At 72.0% G+C, this 21,598-nt stretch carries 23 protein-coding genes and 1 pseudogene; 12 read left to right on the top strand and 12 right to left on the bottom strand.

The features are described from left to right. Positions 1 to 6 precede the first annotated feature (6 nt). Together ABZS80_RS13375 and ABZS80_RS13370 are read right to left on the bottom strand one after the other, a co-directional pair. Positions 7 to 1,791, bottom strand: a complete 1,785-nt coding sequence (locus tag ABZS80_RS13375; protein ID WP_355055946.1) for an N-acetylglutaminylglutamine amidotransferase — start codon at positions 1,789 to 1,791, stop codon at positions 7 to 9. Between the two features lie 209 nt (positions 1,792 to 2,000). Next, positions 2,001 to 2,459 carry an ArsI/CadI family heavy metal resistance metalloenzyme gene (locus ABZS80_RS13370; RefSeq protein ID WP_355055945.1) on the bottom strand — a complete coding sequence of 153 codons (459 nt, stop codon included), beginning with the start codon at positions 2,457 to 2,459 and terminating at the stop codon, positions 2,001 to 2,003. A gap of 80 nt (positions 2,460 to 2,539) precedes the next feature. Here ABZS80_RS13370 and ABZS80_RS13365 point away from each other — a divergent pair, with 80 nt between their 5' ends. The 4 genes and pseudogenes from ABZS80_RS13365 to ABZS80_RS13350 all read left to right on the top strand — a co-directional run bounded on the left by ABZS80_RS13365 (position 2,540) and on the right by ABZS80_RS13350 (position 5,959). Then, positions 2,540 to 2,920 carry a metalloregulator ArsR/SmtB family transcription factor gene (locus ABZS80_RS13365; protein ID WP_355055944.1) on the top strand — a complete coding sequence of 127 codons (381 nt, stop codon included), beginning with the start codon at positions 2,540 to 2,542 and terminating at the stop codon, positions 2,918 to 2,920. Then, a pseudogene (locus tag ABZS80_RS13360) lies at positions 2,917 to 3,360 on the top strand (aquaporin); the annotation flags it as partial. The gene ABZS80_RS13365 and the pseudogene ABZS80_RS13360, both read left to right, overlap by 4 nt. Positions 3,361 to 3,468: 108 nt before the next feature. Then, complete coding sequence (locus ABZS80_RS13355; protein WP_355056043.1) at positions 3,469 to 3,885, top strand: SCP2 sterol-binding domain-containing protein; 417 nt, start codon at positions 3,469 to 3,471, stop codon at positions 3,883 to 3,885. Positions 3,886 to 3,895: 10 nt separating this feature from the next. Continuing rightward, the gene (locus ABZS80_RS13350; RefSeq protein WP_355056042.1) at positions 3,896 to 5,959 is read left to right on the top strand and encodes a glycogen debranching N-terminal domain-containing protein; all 2,064 of its coding nucleotides are present in this window, start codon (positions 3,896 to 3,898) and stop codon (positions 5,957 to 5,959) included. Between the two features lie 32 nt (positions 5,960 to 5,991). Here the strand turns inward: ABZS80_RS13350 and ABZS80_RS13345 are convergent, their stop codons facing one another. Then, entirely contained in the window at positions 5,992 to 6,861 is an 870-nt protein-coding gene (locus ABZS80_RS13345) for an aminoglycoside phosphotransferase family protein (protein ID WP_355055943.1), read from the bottom strand. Between the two features lie 122 nt (positions 6,862 to 6,983). Here ABZS80_RS13345 and ABZS80_RS13340 point away from each other — a divergent pair, with 122 nt between their 5' ends. Beyond that, on the top strand, positions 6,984 to 7,694 hold the full coding sequence (locus ABZS80_RS13340; RefSeq protein ID WP_355055942.1) for a DNA alkylation repair protein: 711 nt from the start codon (positions 6,984 to 6,986) through the stop codon (positions 7,692 to 7,694). Here ABZS80_RS13340 and ABZS80_RS13335 read toward each other — a convergent pair. Further along, on the bottom strand, positions 7,624 to 8,634 hold the full coding sequence (locus tag ABZS80_RS13335; RefSeq protein WP_355055941.1) for a LysR family transcriptional regulator: 1,011 nt from the start codon (positions 8,632 to 8,634) through the stop codon (positions 7,624 to 7,626). The two genes, ABZS80_RS13340 and ABZS80_RS13335, sit on opposite strands and share 71 nt — an antisense overlap. 126 nt (positions 8,635 to 8,760) lie before the next feature. On the opposite strand from ABZS80_RS13335, the gene ABZS80_RS13330 reads away from it, so the two are divergent. After that, complete coding sequence (locus ABZS80_RS13330) at positions 8,761 to 10,077, top strand: MFS transporter (RefSeq protein WP_355055940.1); 1,317 nt, start codon at positions 8,761 to 8,763, stop codon at positions 10,075 to 10,077. Here ABZS80_RS13330 and ABZS80_RS13325 read toward each other — a convergent pair. After that, the gene (locus ABZS80_RS13325; protein ID WP_355055939.1) at positions 10,037 to 10,750 is read right to left on the bottom strand and encodes a hypothetical protein; all 714 of its coding nucleotides are present in this window, start codon (positions 10,748 to 10,750) and stop codon (positions 10,037 to 10,039) included. The two genes, ABZS80_RS13330 and ABZS80_RS13325, sit on opposite strands and share 41 nt — an antisense overlap. 74 nt (positions 10,751 to 10,824) lie before the next feature. Here ABZS80_RS13325 and ABZS80_RS13320 point away from each other — a divergent pair, with 74 nt between their 5' ends. Further along, the gene (locus ABZS80_RS13320; protein ID WP_355055938.1) at positions 10,825 to 11,655 is read left to right on the top strand and encodes a PIG-L family deacetylase; all 831 of its coding nucleotides are present in this window, start codon (positions 10,825 to 10,827) and stop codon (positions 11,653 to 11,655) included. Between the two features lie 92 nt (positions 11,656 to 11,747). Next, positions 11,748 to 13,001, top strand: coding sequence for a PP2C family protein-serine/threonine phosphatase (locus tag ABZS80_RS13315; RefSeq protein ID WP_355055937.1), 1,254 nt, complete (start codon positions 11,748 to 11,750; stop codon positions 12,999 to 13,001). Here the strand turns inward: ABZS80_RS13315 and ABZS80_RS13310 are convergent, their stop codons facing one another. From ABZS80_RS13310 to ABZS80_RS13280, 7 genes are all read right to left on the bottom strand, one after another. Further along, positions 13,002 to 13,355 (bottom strand): STAS domain-containing protein, encoded by a 354-nt coding sequence (locus ABZS80_RS13310; RefSeq protein ID WP_355055936.1) that lies wholly within the window; start codon positions 13,353 to 13,355, stop codon positions 13,002 to 13,004. 271 nt (positions 13,356 to 13,626) lie between these two features. Continuing rightward, positions 13,627 to 14,928: an alpha/beta fold hydrolase gene (locus ABZS80_RS13305; protein ID WP_355055935.1), complete on the bottom strand. Its 1,302-nt coding sequence runs from the start codon at positions 14,926 to 14,928 to the stop codon at positions 13,627 to 13,629. A 450-nt stretch (positions 14,929 to 15,378) separates the two neighbouring features. Next, positions 15,379 to 16,041, bottom strand: coding sequence for a DUF3618 domain-containing protein (locus tag ABZS80_RS13300; protein ID WP_355055934.1), 663 nt, complete (start codon positions 16,039 to 16,041; stop codon positions 15,379 to 15,381). 22 nt (positions 16,042 to 16,063) lie between these two features. Continuing rightward, a complete protein-coding gene (locus ABZS80_RS13295; protein ID WP_151460409.1) occupies positions 16,064 to 16,459 on the bottom strand; it encodes a phage holin family protein in 396 nt (131 codons plus the stop codon). Further along, positions 16,456 to 17,115 carry a hypothetical protein gene (locus ABZS80_RS13290; RefSeq protein WP_355055933.1) on the bottom strand — a complete coding sequence of 220 codons (660 nt, stop codon included), beginning with the start codon at positions 17,113 to 17,115 and terminating at the stop codon, positions 16,456 to 16,458. The genes ABZS80_RS13295 and ABZS80_RS13290 overlap by 4 nt, the downstream gene beginning before the upstream one ends. Positions 17,116 to 17,411: 296 nt before the next feature. After that, on the bottom strand, positions 17,412 to 17,615 hold the full coding sequence (locus ABZS80_RS13285) for a helix-turn-helix domain-containing protein (protein WP_355055932.1): 204 nt from the start codon (positions 17,613 to 17,615) through the stop codon (positions 17,412 to 17,414). A gap of 53 nt (positions 17,616 to 17,668) precedes the next feature. Next, positions 17,669 to 18,286 (bottom strand): AraC family transcriptional regulator, encoded by a 618-nt coding sequence (locus ABZS80_RS13280; protein WP_355055931.1) that lies wholly within the window; start codon positions 18,284 to 18,286, stop codon positions 17,669 to 17,671. 309 nt (positions 18,287 to 18,595) lie between these two features. On the opposite strand from ABZS80_RS13280, the gene ABZS80_RS13275 reads away from it, so the two are divergent. From ABZS80_RS13275 to ABZS80_RS13260, 4 genes are all read left to right on the top strand, one after another. Further along, the gene (locus ABZS80_RS13275; protein WP_355055930.1) at positions 18,596 to 19,234 is read left to right on the top strand and encodes an HD domain-containing protein; all 639 of its coding nucleotides are present in this window, start codon (positions 18,596 to 18,598) and stop codon (positions 19,232 to 19,234) included. Positions 19,235 to 19,313: 79 nt separating this feature from the next. After that, positions 19,314 to 19,685 (top strand): hypothetical protein, encoded by a 372-nt coding sequence (locus ABZS80_RS13270; protein WP_355055929.1) that lies wholly within the window; start codon positions 19,314 to 19,316, stop codon positions 19,683 to 19,685. A gap of 78 nt (positions 19,686 to 19,763) precedes the next feature. Further along, entirely contained in the window at positions 19,764 to 20,138 is a 375-nt protein-coding gene (locus ABZS80_RS13265; RefSeq protein WP_355055928.1) for a YciI family protein, read from the top strand. Between the two features lie 219 nt (positions 20,139 to 20,357). Further along, positions 20,358 to 21,569: a low temperature requirement protein A gene (locus ABZS80_RS13260; protein ID WP_355055927.1), complete on the top strand. Its 1,212-nt coding sequence runs from the start codon at positions 20,358 to 20,360 to the stop codon at positions 21,567 to 21,569. Positions 21,570 to 21,598: the final 29 nt, after the last annotated feature.

Genomic DNA, 21,598 nt, shown 5'->3' with positions numbered 1-21,598 from the left:
CCGCGTTCAGCGGATGCCGTGGGACTGGAGCCAGAGTTCCAGCAGGCCGAGCTGCCAGAGCTTGTTGCTGCCGGCGGCGGCCTGCGCCCGGTCCGGTTCGGCGAGCAGGTCGGCGACGTATTCGGGCCGGAACAGGCCCCGGTCCCGTGCGGCCGGGGCGGCAAGGGCCTCCGTGACGAGGTGCCGCACCGGCCCGTCGACGTTGCGCAGGGCGGGCACCGGAAAGTAGCCCTTGGGCCGGTCGACCACCTCCGCGGGCAGCGCCTCCCGGGCCACCTCCTTGAGGATCCCCTTGCCACCCTGCGCCACCTTGTGTTCCGGTGGGCAGGCGGCCGCGAGGGCGACGAGGTCCTGGTCCAGGAACGGGGTGCGCACCTCCAGCCCCCACGCCATGCTCATGCTGTCCACCCGCTTCACCGGGTCGTCGGGCAGCATCAGGTGGGTGTCCAGGCGCAGCACCGCGTCGAGCGCGGTGTGCGCCCCGGGGGCGGCCAGGTGCGCGGCGAGCAGCTCCCGGCTGGCGTCGTGGCCGCAGGCGGACGCCGGTTCGACCACCAGGTCCAGCTCCGCGTGGCTCCGGTCGAAGAACGCCTCGGCGAACGCCTCGGCAGCGCCGTCCCGGGGCACCTCCGTGAGGGGCTGGTGGTAGCCGTAGCCGGCGAACACCTCGTCGGCGCCCTGGCCGGACTGCGCCACCTTGACGTGCCGGGCCACCTGTTCGGAGAGCAGGTGGAAGGCGACCACGTCGTGGCTGCCCATCGGCTCGGTCATCGCCAGGATCGTCCGCCGGACCGCCGGCTCCAGGTCGTCGTTCGAGAGCTGGATGCGGTGGTGGTCGGTGCCGAAGGCACGGGCGACCAGATCGGAGTAGTGGAACTCGTCGCCGCTCTCGCCGCCCCGGCTGTCGAAGCCGATGCTGAACGTCTGCAGGTGGTGCTGCCCCGCCTCGGCGAGCAGGGCCACGATCATGCTGGAGTCCAGCCCGCCGGAGAGCAGCACCCCGACCGGCACGTCGGCCACGAGCCGCCGCCGCACCGCCGTGCGCAGCGCGTCGCCGACCGCGGCCTGCCAGTCCCGCGCGTCCATGCCGGCGTGCGCCGGGTCCCGCTGGTAGTCGGGCCGCCAGTAGACGTGCTCGCGGCTGCGCCCGTCGGCCTCCACCACCCTCACGGTGGCCGGCGGCAGCTTGCGTATCCCCCGCAGGACGGTCCGGGGCGCCGGCACGATCGAGTGCCAGGACAGGTAGTGGTGCAGCGCCACCGGGTCGATGCCGGTGTCGACGTCGCCGGCCGCCAGCAGCGCCGGCAGGGTGGAGGCGAACCGCAGCCGCCCCGGGGACTCGGCGAGGTAGAGGGGCTTGATGCCGAGCCGGTCCCGGGCCAGCACGAGCCGGCGCCGCTCCCGGTCGACCAGCACGACCGCGAACATCCCGACCAGGTGGTGGACGAACTCCTCACCCCATTCCGCGTACGCCACGAGGATGACCTCGGTGTCGCTGGTGGAGTGGAAGGTGTGCCCGGCGCTGCGCAGTTCGTCGCGGAGCTGCGGGTAGTTGTAGACGCACCCGTTGAACACCAGCGCCAGGCCCAGATCCTCCCGGACCATCGGCTGGGCCCCCGCATCGGACAGATCGATGATGGTCAGCCGACGGTGGCCGAGGGTGATCCACCCGTCGTTCCACAGGCCCTCCCCGTCGGGCCCCCGGGATCGCATCGCCTCGCTCATCCGGGTCACCGCGTGGCCGTCCGGCACTGATCCGTCGAATCGGGCCTCCCCGCTGATTCCACACATCCTCAGGGCACCCCCTCTGGCCTGCCGGTAGACACGAACATCGCTTGCCCGTCACCGCCGGACCGGTGGCACGGCCCATGAGAGGCCGCGACTACCCGCTGCGCGGGGGGCGAAACGGGCTCCGAAGGGTGACGTCGACGTCGTGTGTCACCCACCTGCCGCGCCCCCGGCTGGCCCGTCGAGGTCATGGGTCGGCACCGGCGGGCCAGTCAGCAGCAGCTCGCGGTCGCCCCGCTGGTCGCCGGCTCCTTCCCGGCGGCCGGCGTGCAGCAGGCGCCCTCGGCGCCCTTCTCCAGCTGGGGCGAGTCGGCCTTCACCATGTAGACCTCCCAGGGCTCGTCGCCGGGGCCGCGTACCCAGACCTTGTCCTGGAGGGCGTAGCAGCACTCGGTGTTGTTCTCCTCGAGGGTGATCAGGCCGGCGTCGGTGAGGCGAGTGGTCGCGGCGGTGACGTCGTCGGTGCTGAAGACCTCGACGCCCAGGTGGTCCATGACGGTGGGCCGGCCGGCATCGCCCTCCAGGAGGACGAGCTTCAGGGGTGGGTTCTCGACGGCGAAGTTGGCGTAGCCGGGGCGGCGCTTGGCCGGCTCGACACCGAACAACGTCGAGTAGAAGGCGATGGAGCCTTCGAGGTCGGACACGCGCAGGGCGAGCTGGACACGGGACATGACTTCCTCCTGCTTACCTAGATGAACTTCGAAGCAGGACCCACGTTGCACCCTGTTTTGAAATCTGTCAACCTAGAGACATGTCGAAACAAGCCCTGCCGGTGGTGGACCTGAACGGGGTCGCCTGCTGCTCGCCGATCGCGGTCCGGCCGATGGACCCGGATCAGGCGGCCGTGGTCGCACCGATGTTCAAGGCCCTCGGTGACCCGGTCCGGCTGCGGCTGATGTCGATGATCGCCTCGGTGCCCGAGATCTGCGTGTGCGACCTGACCCCGGCGTTCGACCTGTCCGGCCCGACCATCTCCCACCACCTGAAACTGCTGCGCGAAGCGGGCCTGGTCGACTCGGAACGGCGCGGGACCTGGGTCTGGTACCGGGCGCGACCCGAGGCGTTCCGCCAGCTCGGCGCGCTGCTGGACATCCCCGGCACCCCCACCGCGGCCGGCGGCGGCGGCGAGTGAACCTCGGTCTACCTCGGCGGGCCTCCGCGGAGTTCGCCGGCACCGCCCTGCTGGTGGCCGCGGTCGTCGGTTCCGGGATCGCCGCCGCGGCCGTGTCCCACACCGAGCGCAGCGGCGGGAGGCTGTGGCTGGCCGAGGTTGTCGCCACCGCCGGCCTGCTCGTCCTGGTCTTCGCCCTCGCCCGCTCCGGCCGCACCTCCGCCGCGCCGGCCGCCGTGGGCGCCTACATCGGCGCCGCCTACTGGTTCACGTCCTCCACGTCGTTCGCCAACCCGGCCGTAACCGTCGGCCGAGCCTTCACCGACAGCTTCGCCGGCATCGCCCCCACGTCCGTGCCCGGCTTCATCGCCGCCCAGCTCGTCGGCGGCCTGGTCGCCGTCGCCGCGCTCGCCGCCTGGTACCCCCGGGCCGGACACGCCGCCGACGCCGTGGCCGTGCCCCACCGGATCGAGGAGACCGAAGCCCCGCCACCGCCCGCCCGGCAACGTACGCAAACCGCAGTTCTCGCAGGTGGCGTGGCCTTAGGCTGCAATCGGGCGGGGGCAGGCATGAGCGATGACATCGAGGCGTTCTTCGTGGCACTACCGGCGCGGGGGCGTGCCATGCTGCCACCGCGCGTTCGCGGGACGTTGCGCGTGGACCTGGTCACCCACGGCTCGACCGACCACTGGTACGTCGACCTCCGCGCCACGGACCAGGTGGTGGTGAACCGGGACACCAGGTCCGCCGACGCCGTCCTGACGACGACGCCCGCGGTGTTCGCCCGGCTGGTGCGCGGCGAGTCCCCCGCCACGGCCGTGCTGCTGCGCAACGAGGCCACCCTGGTCGGCGACGCCCGACTGGTCCTGGCGTTCCGGCGCTACTTCCCGCACCCGCACGGCACCGGCGATCCGCGGGAGGGCGCGCAGCGGCGGGCTCCCCACGGGCAGGCGTGGCGCGAGCGCCTGCGGACCGGGACGGGGTGACCGGATGGCGATGCGGAAGTCGATCAACATCCTGGACGGGAACACGTTCCTGGTCTGCGACGACCGTGGCGACGTGGACCCGTCGCCCAGCGTGCCGACCGGGCTGTTCTCCTACGACACCCGCTTCCTGTCCACCTGGCGGTTGAGCGTGAACGGAGAACGGCTGCACGCGTTGTCGGTGGACGACATCCGCTACTTCGAGAGCCGCTTCTTCCTGGTGCCGGGCGAACCGACCCACTACGTCGACGCGACGGTGTCGGTGATCCGCGACCGCAGCATCGGCGGCAGCTTCACCGAGAACCTCGCGGTGCTCAACCACACCGACGAGGAGACGACCCTGACGGTACGCGTCGACATGGCCTCCGACTTCGCCGACATCTTCGAGATCAAGAACCCGCAGGGCAAGAAGGCGCCGGTCCAGGCGATCGTCGAGGAGGGACAGCTGCGGCTGCGCTACCAGCGGGACAGCTTCCACCGCGAGACCGTGATCTCCAGCTCCGCACCCGCCCGGGTCGACCCGGAGGGCATGACGTTCGAGGTGCGCGTACCGCCGCAGTCGGAGTGGCAGACCCGGTTGCACGTACGCACGCTCGTGCTGGGCGCACACGAGCGCGACTTCCGCGACAGCCTTGAGCTGCGCCAGGCCCGGTCCCCGGCCGAGCTGGACGAGCAGTTGCGGCAGTGGACGGCGGCCGCGCCCCGGCTGAAGTGCGACAGCCCGTCCATCACCACCGCCTACCGGCGGAGCCTGGTGGACCTGGCCGCGCTGCGCTACACGTCCATCGCGATGGCGGAGGAACTGGTCGCCGCCGGGCTGCCGTGGTTCATGACCGTGTTCGGCCGGGACAGCATCTTCACCTGCCTGCAGGCCCTGCCGTTCACCCCGCAGCTCGTGCCCGCCACCCTCGGCACGCTCGCCTACGGCCAGGGCAGCCGCCTCGACGACTTCCGGGACGAGGAACCCGGCAAGATCCTGCACGAGCTGCGCTACGGCGAGTCCGCCGGATTCGAGGAACAACCCCACTCGCCGTACTACGGCGCCGCCGACACCACTCCCCTCTTCGTCATCCTGCTCGACGAGTACGAACGCTGGACCGGCGACAGCGCCGTGGTGCGCGCCTACGAGTTCGAGGCCCGGGCCGCCCTCGACTGGATCGACACCTACGGCGACCTGCTCGGCACCGGCTACATCTGGTACGAGACCCGCAACCGCGACAACGGCCTGGTCAACCACTGCTGGAAGGACTCGCCGGACTCGATCTGCTACCGCGACGGGCGCCTGCCCCCGTTTCCCCGCGCGACCTGCGAACAACAGGGCTACGCCTACGATGCCAAGATCCGGGGCGCCCGGCTGGCCCGCCTGTTCTGGAACGACCCCGCCTACGCCGACCGCCTCGAACGTGAGGCCGCCGACCTGAAGGCCCGGTTCAACGAGGACTTCTGGATCGCCGACGGCGATTACTACGCCCTCGCGTTGGACGCGGAGGGAGGCCGGGTCGACGCGCTCTCCTCGAACATCGGGCACCTGCTGTGGAGCGGCATCGTCGAGGAGTCCCGGGCCGGTCGGATCGCCGAGCTGCTGCTCAGCGACCGGCTCTTCTCCGGCTGGGGCGTGCGCACCCTCGCCACCGACTGCGCCCGCTACAACCCCCTCGGCTACCACGTGGGCACCGTGTGGCCCTTCGACAACTCGATCATCGCGTGGGGGCTCTGGCGCTACGGCTACCGCCGCGAGGCCGCCACCATCTGCCAGGCCGTCTTCGACGCCGCCGACTACTTCCAGGGCCGGCTGCCGGAGGCGTTCGCCGGCTACCCGCGGGCCCGCACCACCTACCCCGTGGAGTACCCGACCGCGTGCAGCCCCCAGGCCTGGTCGGCGGGAACCCCGCTGCTCCTGCTGCGGGTGATCCTCGGCCTGCAACCCCACGGCGAGCACCTCATCATCGACCCGGCACTCCCACCCGGGCTGGGCCGGCTGGAACTGCTCGACATCCCCGGCCGATGGGGGCGGATCGACGCCCTGGGGCGCAGCCGCACCGCCACCGACGGAATCCCGCCGGGCTCGGGCGGCTAGCCGGCGGCCGTGGTGAAGACGTAGCTCCGCGGTCAGTTGCGGTCGGCGAGGACGGCGCCGACCGCCCGCTTCGCGAGCGCGTACATCGTGGGGTTGGTCTCCCGGTAGTAGGTCAACGCGCTGATGAAGGTCAGCGCCCAGCCCTTGCCGCGCGCCCAGGTCGCGTCGTCGAACCCCGCCGTCTCGCGGAAGAGATCTCGCGAGTCGGTGTCGAGGAGGGTCCACGCCGCCATCGCGTCGCAGGCCGGGTCGCCGACGCCCGCCGCGCCGAAGTCGAGCACGCCACGGAGGCGGCCGTCCCGGACGAGCACGTTGCCGGCGAGCAGGTCACCGTGGGTCCAGACGGGCGGGCCGTCCCAGGCCGGCGCGGCCAGCGCGTCCTCCCAGACCGCCAGGACAGCGTCGACGTCGACCATGCCGCGGGCGGCCTCGGTCCACTCCCGCAGGTAGGCGTCACGGCCGCTGAGCGGACCGCTGCGGTATCCGGTGCGGGCCCCGGCGGTGTCGGCCCGCCGCAGGCCGGCCACCAACTCGCCGAGGTCGGCGGCGAAGCCCCGCGGATCGATGTTGCCCTCGGTCGGGTGTTCGCCGTCGACCCAGTGGTGGACCGCCCACGGCCACGGATAGCCGTCGGCCGGCCGGCCGACGGCGCACGGCTGCGGAACCGCCACCGGCAGGTGCTTCGCGAGGACCGGCAGCCACTCGTGTTCGAACTCGACCTGCTCGACCGCGTCGTCGATGCGCGGCAGCCGGACCGTGAGCTCGTCGCCGAGCCGGTAGATCGCGTTGTTCGTGCCGGCGGAGGGCACCGGTGTGAGCGGCCGGTCCGCCCACTGCGGGAACTGCCCGGCGATCAGCCGTCGGACCAGGGCGGCGTCCGTCCGTACCTCGTCCTTGTGCATCTGGCCACCGGCCAATTCGAGCCCTCCTCCGCGCGGGGTGTCCGTGGAGGCTAGCCGGATGCGCCGCCCACGTCCCCGGGATTTCCGCGGTGCCGGAGGCGGTCGCGGTAGGTTGCACAGTCATGGCCACGACCGCCGATGTCCGCCACGACCTCGCCCGCCTCGCCGATCCCCGGCGGGCGGAGGCGTCGAGCCGGTTCCTCCAGATGACCCCGGGCGGGTACGGCGAGGGCGATCGGACCATCGGCGTGCCGGTGCCGGAGCAGCGCAGGGTGGCTGCCCGGTACTGGCGGGACCTCTCCCTGGCCGACACGGCGGACCTGCTGGCCGGTGGCGTGCACGAGGAGCGGCTGACGTCGCTGTTCATCCTGGTGCGGAAGTTCACCAGGGGAGACGAGGAGGAACGGGGCCGGATCTTCCGCCTCGTCCTGGCGAACACGGCCCGCATCAACAACTGGGACCTGGTGGACTCGTCCGCTCCGTACATCGTCGGGCCTTGGTTGCTCGACAAGGACCGGAGCGTCCTGGACCGGTTGGCGGGGTCGAGCCTGGTGTGGGACCGGCGCATCGCCGTCATGGCCACCTTCGCCTTCATCAGGGCGGGTGACTTCCACTGGACCTTCCGCCTGAGTGAACGGCTCCTGGGCGACCCGCACGATCTCGTCCAGAAGGCGGTGGGCTGGATGCTGCGCGAGGTGGGCAACCGTGACCGGGCGGCGGAGGAGGAGTTCCTGGCCCGGCGGTACCGGGCCATGCCGCGGGTCATGTTGCGGTACGCGATCGAGAAGTTCGAACCGCAGCGACGCCGGGAGTACCTGTCCGGCACGGTCTGAGGCCCTGACCTTCGTACCTCGTCGGCGTCCAGACCTCGGTGTGGGGTGCGTCCGCCCGCCTGGCCGCCAGGTGGTCGCGAAGTGTGGTGAGCCCGGGATGCCGGTTGTCGTCGCGCCAGATCAGGGACATCGGGTATACCGGCGCGGGGTCCCGCACCGGTATGCGCCGCAGGTCATAGCTGTCCGGCCACAGATATCGGGTGCGTTCGCCGGCCAGCGTCGCCAGGTCCGGCGACTCGGCGATCTCGGCGAGCAGCGCCTCGTTCCCGAAGACCGGTCCGGCCCGGTCGATGGTGAGCCCGAACGCGGCGGCGAGTTCGTCGTAGTAGCTGGCCCATTCGGTGCCGGCGGCCATGCCGGGCATCCAGATGCGGTGTTCGGCGAGTTGTGCGGGCGTGACGGCGGGGGCGTCGGCGAGCGCGTGGCGTGGCCCGACGAGGAGCTCGTGGTGCTCGTCGATCACGCGGGCGGTCCTGATCGCGGCGGGTAGTTGGCGCGCCGGGACGGCGACGGCGTGGAAGGTGGCGTCGACCGTCCCCGCCTCGACGGCGGCGATCGCGGCATGGACGTCGGCGTCCAGGGTCACGACGTCCAACTCGATCCGCGGATGCGTCCGGTGGAAGTCCTGCAGAAGCACCGCCGGCGCGGTGCGCCGGCTGTGGACGTCGACGCGGAGGGCGCGCCGGCCGGGACGCACGGAGGCGTCGGCCCGGTCCGCCACCCGGAGGAGTTCCCGGGCGTGCGGCAGGAACGCCTGGCCGTCGACCGTGAGCTGCACCCCGCGGGGCGTACGGGTGAACAGGCGCACGTCCAGGTCTTTCTCCAGCGCGGCGACCCGCTTGGAGACGGCCTGCTGGGTGATCGACAGCGCGCCGGCCGCCACCTGGAACTGGCCTGCGTCGGCGGCGGCGACGAAGGTGCGCACGGCGTCGAGATCCACCCGCCGACCCTAGTCGCGCAACCAACCGTTGTGGCTCGCCGCCAGTGCGGTTGTTTGATCCCGCCTCCTCGTCCTTGCTGTGATCACCGCCGTCAACGGCACACGTCCGAGCGGAAGGTGCGGAGCGTGGTGGTCAGACGGTCCCTCGGCCGGCAGTTCGGATGGCTCTGGGCGGCCTACGCCGTGAGCGCCTACGGCTCCGCGCTGGGTTTCGGCGCGATGCCGCTGATCGCCCTGCTGGTGTTGCACGCCGGCCCCGCTCAGGTGTCCGCGCTGTCCGCGGTGGGGCCGGCGATCGGCGCCCTCGTCGCGGTGCCGCTCGGGCCCTGGGTGGAGTTCCGCCGCAAGCGACCCGTGATGATCGCAATGGACCTGACCCGTTTCGCGGTCCTCATGACGATCCCGATCGCGTACGCCGTCGGCCGGCTCGGGTTCGTCCAGTTGCTGATCGTCTCGGCCGTGGTCGCCGCCGCCAGGATCACCTTCCAGGCGGCCGGCGGCGCCTTTCTCAAGGCCCTCGTCCGGCCGGACGACCTGCTCGTCGCCAACGCGAGGTTCGAGTCGACGACGTGGAGCGCCATCGCCGTCGGGCCGCCGCTGGGCGGCGCGGCCGTCGGCCTCGTCGGGCCGGTGACCACCGTGGTGGTCGACGCGCTCAGCTACCTGCTGTCCGCGCTGGGCATCACGGCGATCCGCGGCCGGGAGGAACACCGGCGGCGCGACGACCGGCAGCCGGTCCGGGCCGGCGAGCTGCTCGACGGCTGGCGGCACCTCCTGACCCACCGCGGCCTGCGGGCGCTCTACCTCAACCAGTTGCTCGTCGGCGGGCTGATCATGGCCACCGAGCCGCTGCTGGCCGTGCTCCTGCTCGGCCAGCTCGGATTCCCACCCTGGCAGTACGGCCTCGCCTTCGCGGCACCCTGCGTCGGCGGACTCATCGGCTCACGCCTCGCCCGCCGCGTCGTGGCGCGGTACGGCCAGCACCGGATCCTCCGTACCGTCGGCACGCTGCGCGCGGTCTGGCTGATCGGCCTCGCCTTCGTCCAGCCCGGCATCGCCGGCCTCGCGACGGTGATCGCCGTCGAGCTCGCGATCATCATCAGCATGAGCCTGTACAACCCGGTGCTCGCCACCTACCGGCTCGAACACACACCCGGAGACCGCGTCGCCCGCACCCTCTCGGCCTGGTCGATCAGCAGCAGCGCCACCATCGCCGTCCTCAGTGCGCTCGGCGGACTGCTCGCCAACGCCACCAGCCCCCGCACGGCTATCGCCGTCGCGGGGCTGCTGATCCTCGCCAGCCCGGTGCTGCTGCCCCGCCGTCAGGATCGCCCGGTCGGGCCCGACCGCGAGCCGGCACCCACGGCCAGCCGTACGCGGGAGGCCACCTCCCGGGGCGCCCTCACGCCAGGAGCGTCTCCCGCATCGTCGCCCCCGGATTGATCCGGTCGACGACCCGGGGACCGGTCGGGTCGTACACGTCGAGGGTGTTGTTGCGGCGCATCAGCTCGCGGATCGCCGGTGGCAGCCGGGGCGGGTCGTCCATGGCCGCGAGGACCTGCCCCGCGGTCGAGATGAGGCGAGTGGCCAGGGCGGCGGCGTCGGTGTCCACCCGCACCCGGCCGTACTCCCAGCCGGCGGTGGTGAGGTCGAGCAGCTCGAACACGCGGGTCACGACCGGGATCGGGTCGGTCACCCGGTCGAGCCGGGACGCCCCGCCGCCGACCACCGCGACGGCGGCGGCCACCTGCGCGTACGGGTGAAAGCCGCACGGCAGCGCGAACAGCGGCCACCGCAACGCCGGGCCGGCCTCCTTCCACAGCGGCCGGTAGTTCCGGCGGTGCACCAGGAGCCGCCGGCCCGTCCGCCGGTGCACGTCGTGGGCCTGGGCCCGCAGGTCGGCGTGGGCCTCGTCGGCGACCTCGCCGACGATCCGGGCCGCCACCACGAGGCCGTCGTCGCCGTCCAGCATGCGGGTGACGCCGTCGACCTGGTCAGCGAACCGGATCCGCGCGCGGGCGCCGTAGCGGTGCCGGACCTCCTCCAGCAGGCTCTGCTGCCGCTCCGGGTCGAGCTGGACCCGCCCGCCACCCAGCAACCGCTGGAGCCACCGCATGTCGCCTCGTTTCAACCGAGCCGTCCCGGACCGCGGCAATGCTATGCGTCGGACCGCCCTCGTATGGTGATGGGGTGGCTGACAGAACCCTGACCCTGATGGCGGTGCACGCGCACCCCGACGACGAGGCGACGAGCACCGGCGGCATCCTCGCCCGCTATGCGGCGGAGGGGGTCACGACCGTTCTCGTGACCTGCACGGACGGCGGGTGCGGCGACGGCCCCGGCGGCATCAAGCCGGGCGACCCGGGGCACGACGCGGAGGCCGTGGCGGCGATGCGCCGGGCCGAGCTGGAGGCCAGTTGCGAGGCGTTGAAGGTCACGCACCTGGAGACGCTCGGCTATGCCGACTCCGGGATGATGGGTTGGGCCACCAACGACCTGCCCGGCGCGTTCTGGAACACGCCGGTGACGGAGGCGGCCGACCGGCTGGCCGAGTTGATCCGGCGCTACCGGCCCGACGTCGTCGTCACCTACGACGAGAACGGCTTCTACGGCCACCCGGACCACATCCAGGCGCACCGCATCACCATGGCCGCCGTCGAGCGGACGGGCATCCCCGCGAAGGTCTACTGGACCACCGTGCCGCGCAGCGCCTTCCAGGAGTTCGGCCGCGTCATGAAGGAGATCGGCGTCGAGTTCCCCGAGCCGGACGCGCAGTCGGAGGACATGCCGCAGCTCGGCCTGCCCGACGACGAGATCACCACCTGGGTGGACACGAGCGCCTACGGGGCGCAGAAGTTCGCCTCCCTGGCCGCGCACGCCAGCCAGGCCGAGAACATCTTCTTCCTGCAACTGGGGCAGGACCGGTTCACCGAGCTGATGGGGGTGGAGACCTTCGTCCGGGTCCGCGACACCACCGGCGCGCCGGCGCGCGAGGACGACCTGTTCGCCGGGCTGCGCTGAACACGACGGCGGTCCGGGCCGGCCCCGGTGGGGGCCTTCGACGGACCGAGCGCGTTCAGCGACGGCCGGCGGGGCACTCGTAGACTCCGGGGGTGGAGAGCAGTCAAGGTCAGGTCCTGGCGGGCATGCTGGACGCGGCGGAGGACGCCTCGCCGGTGGATGCGGTCGAGGCGGTCACCCGCGAGCTCGGTGCGGCGCTCGCCGCGCACACCGTCTCGTTCCTGATCGCCGACCTCGGCGGCCGGGCCCTGGTTCGGCTGGCTCACGTGCCGTTCGACGACGCGGGTAGGGCCCGCCGCAACGGTGACGAGGTCGCCACCGTGCTGCCGTTCGACGGCGGCCCCGCCGAGCAGGCGCTGCGCAGCCAGACCGTGCAGGTCCTCACCCAGCCCGACGCCTGGACGGTGTTGGCGCCGGTGACCGACCGCGGTGAGGCGATCGGCCTGCTGGAGATGGTGCTGCCCGTGGAGCCGACCGGGCGGACGCTGGAGGAGATCGCGCGCACGGCGCACGCGTTGGCGTTCGTGGTCATCGCGAACCGCCGGCACACCGACCTGTTCGAGTGGGGGCAACGCACCACCCCGTTCACTCTGTCCGCGGAGATCCAGCGCCGCCTCCTGCCGGCTTCGTTCACCTGTGAGGCCAGCGCATTCACCCTGTCCGGCTGGCTGGAGCCCGCCGCCAGCATCGGCGGGGACACCTTCGACTACAGCCTGGGCCGCGACGTGCTGCACTTCAGCGTCACCGACGCGATGGGCCACGGGGTGGCCAGCGCGCTGACGGCCACCCTTGGCGTGGGCAGCCTGCGCAACACCCGCCGCCGCGCGGCCGGCCTGGTGCAACAGGCCGACGCCGCGAACGCCGCCGTGGCCGAACACACCGCCGTGCGCGGCAGCTACGTCACCGCGGTGCTCGGCCGCCTCGACCTGCGCACCGGTGTGTGCGCGTTGCTGAATGCCGGGCACGTGCCGCCGCTGCTGGTGCGCGGCGGGGACGCCCAGCCGCTGCCGCTCCCGCGCAACTTCCCGCTGGGCATGTTCACCGAGGCCGACTACCACCAGGGGGAGATCACACTGCAACCCGGCGACCGCCTGGTACTGGTCACCGACGGCATGCGCGAGCGCACCGCCGCCAGCCTGGACCTGTTGGCCATGCTGCGGTCGCTCGGCGATCTGCACCCGCGCGAGGCGGTCCGGGCGTTGGCCGACGCGGTGCTCGAGGTGGCCGGGCCGACCCTGGCCGACGACGCGACCCTGCTGATTCTCGACTGGTATGGCGGGCACCGGCGGGGCCGGCGTACCAGCGCCGGCGCCGATCCGCAGCGAGCCAGCGGGGCGTCCGACTGACTATCCGCCGGTCGCACCGTCCACGGACTGCACGTCGGCTTCGGCCGCCTGCACGGTGTCGTAGACGTCGATCACCCGATCCACCGAGGTGACCCGCAGGACACTGCGCACGGCGGGCTGCACCGACGCCAGACCCAGCCGGCCGCCCACCTCACGCAGCGACTTGAAGATCAGCACCAGCGCGCCCAGCGCGCTGGAGTCGAGGAACCCCACCCCGGCCATGTCGAGCACCACCTGCCGGTCACCGGCATCGACCAACTGCTGCAGCCCATCGCGCAGTTGCGGGGCGGTCGCCATGTCGAGTTCGCCGCGCACCTCGACCACGGTCCAACCCCGACCCGCACGGACGGACATCAGCAGATCCACAACAGCCTCCCAGCACGGACGATCCGCACCACAGCCTAAGCGCCCCGAGGCCGAGCCACCGCGGGAGCACACCGGGGCAGCACCAACACGGTGTCGGCTCAGCCACCGCCGGAGGCCGCGCTGCCCCTGATCGCCGCGCTCGCCGACACCGCCGCGTTTTCCGATGAGCAACCCGAGCACGTCCGGCTCCGCCTCATCAACAGGTCGGCATCAGCGGACGCGCGCCCGGCGAGCCCGGCCCGACGGTCCTCTCGCGGCGTCAGAGTTCGCCGCGGACCAGCCGGATCAGCCGGTCGAGGACCGGCCCGCCGCTGACCCGGAGGCCGTCGTGCTCGTACTCGTTCGTGACCCAGGTGCGCAGGCCGCGCACCGCGCGGGCCGTGGTGAGCGAGTCGTCGGCGTCGACGTACATGTCGTCGTGGTAGACGGCCGCGGCCACCGGGACCTCGTTGCGCGCGAGTTGTGCGGGGTCGTAGAGGTCCGGCCAGTCCCCCCGGTGGGCGAGCAGGTCCGCCACCTCGTCGAGCGGGGCCAGCGTCGGGTCGGTGGCGAACATCCACGGATAGATCATCTCGCCGGTCAGCAGCACGGGGACGCCGTCGGCCAGCGCCCGGTCGGCGTCGAACCGCGGGAACTCCGCGCGTACCGACTGGGCCGCCCATCCCGTGCCGTGCGGAGACGCCGACCGCTGGCCGTAGATCGACTCGTGCAGGACGGCGTAGAGCGGGCGGCCGGCGAACGACAGGTGGCCCTCGACCTGGGCGAGGAACGGGTCGGAGAGCCGGCCGCCGCGCAGGACGCTGTCCTCGAGCAGGTAGTGCAGCGTGTGCGAACCGCAGCTGGTGCCCAGCATGATGCCGAGCGCCTGGAACGCCTCGGCGGTCAGCAGCCCGCCGCCGGGCAGCCGTACCTCCTGCTCCCGCAGGTGCCGCACCAGGGCGCGGACGGTGTCGACGTCGTCCGGGTAGCGGGCGTAGTGCGCCTCGACCTTGCGCTGCACCCGCGGATAGGCGGCTCGGTAGACGGCCTCGGGCGTGCTGCGCAGGCCCGGGAGGCCCCCGGTCACGAAGGCCTCGCGGATACCGTCGGGCGCGTACGACAGGTAGGTGAGGGTGCAGAAGCCGCCGTAGCTCTGGCCCAGCAGGCTCCACCGCCCGGCCTCGCCGAGGAGATCCCGGCGGATCAGCTCGCAGTCCCGGACGATCGAATCGGCCCGGAAGTGCGCCAGGTACCCGGCCTGCGCGGCCGCGTCACCCCGCTCCGGCAGCGTGTGCCGGTCGACGGGCGTGGAGCGGCCGGTGCCGCGCTGGTCGAGCAGCAGCACCCGGTAGTCGTCCAACGCCCGGTCCAGCCAGCTGTCGCGGCCCACCGGGCGCGGTGACCGGCCGCCCGGCCCGCCCTGGAGGAACAGCAGCCAGGGCAGTGACTCCCGTTCCCGGCCGGCGGCCACAACCTCGCGGCCGTACACCTCGATCCGCTCACCGGCCGGGTCCGCGTGGTCGAGCGGTACCCGGAAGCTGTGGTCGGTGATGACGGTGCCCGGATGGCGGTAGGTCGGCACGGGTTTCCCTTCCTCACGATGTCCTCCGGCGCGATCAGGTGCCCGCGCGGAGACGGGAGGGCAGCGCGCCCGACCCTAGCGCGGATGATCGTCGACGAACGTGACGGGACGCATCGACGCGGTCCGGGTGGGCATACCGGGAGGAAGCCGGGACGCGGTTCGCGAGAGTGTTCCCGGTCAGGCCCCGGGCGGTAAGAAAACCCCGCCCGGGGCCGACCTGAGCTACGCCGCCGCGGCTGCCGGCGAGGTCCCGCGCGGGTCGGACGGCCCCGCCGCGCAGGGTCGAGCACGCCCCCGTCCATAGCATGTGCGGCTCCTCTGACCCAGGGCCTGGTGCGGCAAAACCTGCGTACCCGTCGGCCCCTCCCCGCCCCAAACGAGCATGGTCTGCTGCCAGACAGGCAGCAGACCATGGTGACGGCGGGCCAGAGCCCGAACGGCCACGCCGATCTAGCGGTGCCGGACCTCCCCGGCGGCGTTCCGGGTGTCCTCCTGAACCTGGTGTGCGGCCGATCGGCCCTGGTCGCGGACGGCGGACGCGCCCTCGGCGGCGGTGGACCGCACCGACTGGGCCGCCTGCTGCGCGGGCTCGCGCAGGTCGTCCCGGAGCTGGTTACCGACCTGGCTCGCCTGCTCGCGCAGCCCGGCGGAGTGCTCCTGGACCATGCCCCGGGCCTGTCCGGCCCACTGCCGCTCCGGGCGGCTGGGCGGGATCAGGGAGGACACCAGCAGTCCGGCGCCGAAGGCGATCAGGCCGGCCGCGAGCGGGTTGCCCTGGGTCTGCGCCCGGGACTGCTGCCCGAGCGACCGCGCCTCGTCCCGGACCATGCCGGCAGCGCTCTGCGCCTGCGCGCGGGACTGGTGCCCGAGCGATCGCGTCCCCTCGCGGACCGAACCGGCAGCCTGCGACATCCGCTGGCCGGCACCGTGCCCGTCCGTCTGCGCGCCCATCACCTTCTCCCTGGCTCGGGTCAGCGCGCCGCGAGCCTGCCCGACACGCTCACCGGCGATCCGACGCGGGTTCATCTTGTCGGTCAGCGCATCCACGTCGCTGCTCAAGTCGCTCCGGGTGCTCTCGATCTCTGATCGGATCCGATCCGGATCGTTGGACATGATCCGCTCCCCTCTGGCTCGGTCACCGTCCTCGCATGGCCTGCGGCATCTCCCGCGCGGTCTGTTTCGTCCGGGGCAGGACCGCACGGAGTTGCTGCATCTTGGTCCGCGCGTTGGCGAGCAGGATGGCGGCGGCAACCGCCCAGACGACCGCCACGATCAGTGCGGCCCATCCCTCATCCATGACGTTCGACAGACCCCACCACACCGCGTACGACACGAACAGCACGGCCAGGAAACCGGCCAGCGCCGCCCCGCCGAACATGCCGCCGGCCTTGCCGGCCTGGGTCGCCTCCTCGCGCAGCTCCGCCTTGGCCAGCTCGACCTCTTTGCGGACCAGTGTGGAGAGATCCCGGGTCACGTCGCCCAGCAGCTCGCCGACGGAGGACTGCGTCCGTTCCTTCTCCGGGGCGCTCACGGTGCCACCCCGCCCGGGATTTCCGGCTCCGGCCGGCCGGCCGGCGACACGTTCTGCGCCCGGGCCACCCCGGTGTAGGGCTGGTCTCCGATGTGCGGCGCCTCGACCGCCCGCTCGGACGACGGCGACGCCGGCTGGGCCGGCTGGGCGCCGGAGCCCGACCCGTCGGAGCCGGTCATGTTTCTCGTGAGCCGGCCGACCAGCAGGCCCGCCACCACCGCGCCGGCGAGGAACGTTCCGGGATGCTGCCGGGCGTACCCTCGCACCTCGTCCAGGACGTCGCCCGGCTCCCGCTGGTCGAGCCATCCGGCGGCGCGCTGCGCCGCGTCGGCCGCCCGGCGGACGGCCTCGCCGGCCATGCCGGACTCGCCGCTCTGCTCGGCCATCGAGCCCAGCTCACGGCCGAGGTCGCGCAAACCGTCGGCGGCCCGGTGCTGCTGCGTCCGAGCCTGGTCCCGCAGTTGCGTGGTGGCCTGCCCGGTCAGGTTCCGCGCCTGCTGCGCCGCCTCGGCGGCCACCTGCCCGCCCTGCTCGGTGGCGGCGTGCGCCACCTGGCCACCCGTCTGCATGGCGTGCTGCCCGACCCGGGACGCCTGCTGCCGGGCCTGCTCCCCCGTGCCGCCGCCTGGAGGCCGGCTCTGGTTGGTTGCCGTCATGCCCTGATTCCTCCCTCGCGCCGGGCCCGCGAAGCTTTCCGCTCCACCCGCCCGGTCACAGCACATGTCGCCGCCGTTGCAGGAGCGCCATCCGATGACCCGCAGACGCAGATGTCAGTTGTCGAGATGCGCGTTGCAGTGCGGCCTTGGCGTGGTGCACGCTTTCGACTTCTGGCATTCCGCAGGTGAGTGCCCGCCGGACCGGCCGTTATGCCCGCCCGCCAGGAGCCGGAACCGGAGACAGCGCGCGGCCGGGACGACCTGGGGCAGGCCGGCGGAAACAGCTCGATACGCGTTCAGTCCACCCCGACGGTCTGTCGTTCAAGCTCGATCAGGGCTCTCTCGTAGCTGGGGAACCCGGCGCGCGTCGCGGCCTGAGTCGCGTTGTGTCCCTGGTCGAGCAGCGCCCTGGCCAGGTCGAATCGGATGCTCTCCACGTAGCGGGCCGGTGTCGTGGACAGCTCGTCGTGGAAGAGCCGGCTGAGGTGCCGCGTGCTCACGTTGAGGTGTCTCGCGAGTTCGCCGAGCGAGTGGTCCCCGCGGGGGTTCGCCGTCACCAGGTCGGTGATCTTACGGAGAGCCGCCGACCGGGGCGGTGGTCCCTGCAGCGGTGCCGAGAACTGCGACTGCCCGCCCGCACGCTGCATGTACACCACCAGGGCGCGGGCGACCTGCGCGCCACGCCGGGCCCCTGGTCCTCTTCGACGAGAGCGAGCGCCAGGTCGATACCGGCCGTCACCCCTGCCGACGTGTACGTCGTGCCGTCGCGAACGTAGATCGCGTCAGGCTCGACGCGGCACGTCGGGTGCCGGGCGGCAAGCTCGTGCGCCACCTGCCAGTGGGTGGTCGCGCGCTTGCCGTCGAGAAGGCCCGCGGCGGCGAGGACGAACGCGCCGGTGCAGATCGACGCGACCCGACCGGCCACGGCCGCCGGTATCCGTGCGGCGTCCGCCAGGTCGGCCGGCACACCAGCGCGCGGATAGCGGTCGGACCCGGCCACCAGCAACGTGTCGGACGCCGGCGCCGAGGAGACGGCGCCGTCGACCGCGATCCGGACCCCGAGGTTCGACGTGACGTCCGCGCCGGTCGGCGACAGCAGCACGATCCGGTAGTCGGCACCGAACCGGTTCGCCTCCTTGAACACCTCCGCGGGACCGGCGACGTCCAGCAATGTCACTCCGTCGTAGACGAAGACCGCGACGCGATGAGGGCCGGCATTCACCGCGCCGGTTCCCCCGGCGCGCGGTCTGGCCCGACCCCGGCTCTGACCGCCGTCCGGTCGCCGGAACGGGAGGTGTGGGCACCGCCTATTGGTAGCACGCCACCGTTGCAGGAAGGCGAACTCCGTGATCTTCAGCTGATCAAGCCCGGCTGGGCCTGTCCAGATATGAGGGTTTCCTGGCCGGACGAAGGCGGCGCCGTACGACGATCGGTGGGCAGCATGGACGCCGGCCACACTCTTCAGGGAAGGTCAGAGATCATGCCAGAGGTCATCGCGGGGCTGGAAGTTCCCGAGACGGCGGCGGTCGCGGAAACGACCAGGCGCATCCAGGAAACGACCAGTCCTCTCATCTACCATCACTCCCGACGGGTCTTCTTCTTCAGCCTGATCCACGCCCGGAAGCTCGGCGTGAAACCGGACCCGGAGCTGCTCTATCTGGCGGCCATGTTCCACGACACCGGCCTTCTGACTCCCTTTTCCGACGTCGAGCAGCGCTTCGAAGTCGACGGGGCCGACCACGCGCGCTCGTTCCTCCTGGACCGGGGTTTCTCGACGGCCGCCGCGGAGACCGTGTGGACGGCGATCGCGCTGCACACCACGCCGGGCATCCCCGACCGGATGGCCCCGGAAATCGCGACCACGTACCTCGGTGTCCTGACCGACGTGCTCGGCTTCGGCCTGGACGGACTGGAGCAGGATCAGCTGGACGACATCCTCGCCGTCCATCCGCGAGGCGATTTCAAGAACGAGTTTCTGCGGACCTACGTCGACGGGCTGAAGAACCGGCCCGAAACAACGAACGGCACCGTGAACTCCGACGTGCTCGAACACTTCATCCCCGGATTCCAGCGGGTGACGACGGTTCAGCGCATCGCCGGCTCGCCCTGGCCCAGCTGACGCGACGCGGGCTCAGCAGCGTACCGATGAGGTTGGTGAAGTGGGCTCAAGCAGCGGCCCGCTCACCGTGGGCCAGCGGGTGTTCGGACTGACCGACTGGACCCGCAACGGATCCCTGGCCGAATACACGGCGGTGGAGGCGCGCAACCTCGCTCCCCTCGCGGCCGACATCGACCACTCCGTGGCCGCCGCGTTGCCCATCTCCGGGCTGATCGGCAGTGGCCACAGCGCCGGCGAGGCAGAAGAATGGCTGGCCCAGTCCGCCGCGTGGAGCGTGACCGACCGCGAGGTCTTGGACGACTTCGGTCAAGGAACGCGCGAAGTGGTCGGCCAAAGCCCGGCAGAGCACCGAGAGCTGGGTACCCGACCTCGCCCTGTGGACCGGCGAGTGGGCGGCCTACCGCGCAGGCGCCGAGCGGCGGGGGTCACGCGGAAAGTTCTCCTGGCATAGCGTCGGATCCGGAGCGAGTCGTTCGTAGAACAGGTGAGAGGCGGCCGGAGAAGGCCGACAGGACAAGGGAGTCATGGGATGACGCGTTACCTGATCTCGTTCAATGACGGCGCGATGGACCACATCCCCGGCGAGGAGATGCCCGACGTGGCCAAGGCCTCGCACGCGGTGGTCCAGGAGGCCGTGAACGCCGGCGTGTGGGTGTTCGGCGCCGGGCTGGAAAGGCAGCAGGCGAGCGTTGTGGCCACGGACGGGATGGTCACCGACGGCCCTTACCCGGAAACCAAGGAGGTCATCGGCGGGTTCGCGGTCGTCGACGTGGCCTCCCGCGAGGAAGCGTTGGCGTGGGCTGCCAAGATCGCCGTCACGTGCCGCTGCGCGCAGGAGGTCAGGGAGCTCATGCCCGACGCCGAACAGGACGACATGCTCCGCCAGGCTGACAGGCGATGGTGACATCCCGACGGCGACTGATCGAGGGAGACCCGCACGTTGGCGCATGAGTTGCGTGGCCGCGGTTGACGACGCGGGTCCTCGTATCGACCTGACCTGAGGCGCGGGGCGGTGACCCGGGGATCGGGCGTGGACGGAGCCCGGTCCTCGGGCCGGCCGACCTCGCGAACGCTGACCACGTCCGCGGCCACGACCGCTGACGCAGTGGCAAAATGCCACAAGATGGGCAAGGCTGGTAGAACGGGCGAGCGGATGACGACGAGCAGGGCGGCCGAGCTGCTGCGGAGACCCGGGGGTCCACAGCGCGCCACGTTCCTGGAACTCTTCTTCGACCTGGTGTTTGTCCTCGCGCTCGCTCAGCTCTCGCGCGGCCTGGCCGACGATCTCGGCTGGAGCGGCGTCTTCCGGACGCTGGTGCTGTTGGCGGCCATGTGGTGGGTCTGGTCCAGCACCGCGTGGCTGACCGACCGCACGGACCCGCAACGACCGGTCATCCAGGCGCTCGTCATCGCGACCATGGTCGGCAGCCTGGTGATGGCGGCGGCGGTGCCCGAGGCATTCGGCGACACGGGCCTGATCTTCGCGGGCGCCTACGTCGCCGTCCAGCTCAGCCGCGGGCTCGTCCTCATGGTCGCTCTCCGTGGCCACGAACTGCAGCGCCACGTCGCCCGGGGGCTGTTCTGGTACAGCCTGTCGGCACTGCCGTGGATCGCGGGGGCGCTCGTGCACGGTACGGCGCGTGGCGCGTTGTGGGCCCTCGCGGTGGTCCTGGACCACACGGCAGGCAGAATCGGCTTCCCCACCCCGAGGGCGGGCCATACGCCAAGCCAGGACCTGGTGATCTCGGGCGAGCACCTGTCCGAGCGCTACCGGCAGTTCTTCATCATCGCGCTCGGCGAGCTGATCCTGGTTACCGGTCTGGCGCTGAGCAGCAGCGGCTTCGCGCCGGACGCGGCTGCCGCCTTCGCAGTGTCGATCGCGACCACCGTGCTGCTGTGGCGGATCTACATCTACCGCGCCGGGCAGGTCCTGGCGGAAGCGATTGCCGCGTCGACCGACCCGGTCCGCCTCGCCCGATGGGCGTCGTACGCCCACCTGGCCATGGTGGCCGGCGTGGCCGCCGCAGCCGTCGGCGCCGAACTTGTCATCGCCCATCCACTCGGGCACACCCCACCGGCCTGGATCGCCGTCATCCTCGGCGGACCAGCGCTGTACCTGGTCGGGCGCGCCCGCTTCGAGCACGCGGTATTCGGCCGCGTGTCCCGGTCCCGGCCGATCGGCGTCCTTGCGCTGGCCGCCCTGGCGCCGGCGATGCTCCCCCTGCAGCCAGTCGTGGTCGCCGCCGCCGCTGCCCTCGTCCTGACCGGGATCGCCATATCCGAGGAAGCCCGCGCCCGCGGGCGCCCGCCCGACCCGCCGTCACCACCCGGCTAGTGCTCTGACCGGCAACGTTTACCGGGTTG

This window comes from Micromonospora sp. NPDC005305 (assembly GCF_040607315.1).
GTDB lineage: Bacteria > Actinomycetota > Actinomycetes > Mycobacteriales > Micromonosporaceae > Micromonospora.
Note: the sequence above shows the minus strand (reverse complement) of the source record. Positions and strands in the feature narration are given on the sequence as shown.

Bases quoted from the DNA above. Each gene is read 5' to 3' on its own strand.
- ABZS80_RS13375 (WP_355055946.1), bottom strand. From the start codon at position 1,791: ATGTGTGGAATCAGCGGGGAGGCCCGATTCGACGGATCAGTGCCGGAC.
- ABZS80_RS13370 (WP_355055945.1), bottom strand. From the start codon at position 2,459: ATGTCCCGTGTCCAGCTCGCCCTGCGCGTGTCCGACCTCGAAGGCTCC.
- ABZS80_RS13365 (WP_355055944.1), top strand. From the start codon at position 2,540: ATGTCGAAACAAGCCCTGCCGGTGGTGGACCTGAACGGGGTCGCCTGC.
- ABZS80_RS13355 (WP_355056043.1), top strand. From the start codon at position 3,469: ATGAGCGATGACATCGAGGCGTTCTTCGTGGCACTACCGGCGCGGGGG.
- ABZS80_RS13350 (WP_355056042.1), top strand. From the start codon at position 3,896: ATGCGGAAGTCGATCAACATCCTGGACGGGAACACGTTCCTGGTCTGC.
- ABZS80_RS13345 (WP_355055943.1), bottom strand. From the start codon at position 6,861: ATGCACAAGGACGAGGTACGGACGGACGCCGCCCTGGTCCGACGGCTG.
- ABZS80_RS13340 (WP_355055942.1), top strand. From the start codon at position 6,984: ATGGCCACGACCGCCGATGTCCGCCACGACCTCGCCCGCCTCGCCGAT.
- ABZS80_RS13325 (WP_355055939.1), bottom strand. From the start codon at position 10,750: ATGCGGTGGCTCCAGCGGTTGCTGGGTGGCGGGCGGGTCCAGCTCGAC.
- ABZS80_RS13310 (WP_355055936.1), bottom strand. From the start codon at position 13,355: ATGTCCGTCCGTGCGGGTCGGGGTTGGACCGTGGTCGAGGTGCGCGGC.
- ABZS80_RS13300 (WP_355055934.1), bottom strand. From the start codon at position 16,041: ATGTCCAACGATCCGGATCGGATCCGATCAGAGATCGAGAGCACCCGG.
- ABZS80_RS13290 (WP_355055933.1), bottom strand. From the start codon at position 17,115: ATGACGGCAACCAACCAGAGCCGGCCTCCAGGCGGCGGCACGGGGGAG.
- ABZS80_RS13275 (WP_355055930.1), top strand. From the start codon at position 18,596: ATGCCAGAGGTCATCGCGGGGCTGGAAGTTCCCGAGACGGCGGCGGTC.
- ABZS80_RS13265 (WP_355055928.1), top strand. From the start codon at position 19,764: ATGACGCGTTACCTGATCTCGTTCAATGACGGCGCGATGGACCACATC.
- ABZS80_RS13260 (WP_355055927.1), top strand. From the start codon at position 20,358: ATGGGCAAGGCTGGTAGAACGGGCGAGCGGATGACGACGAGCAGGGCG.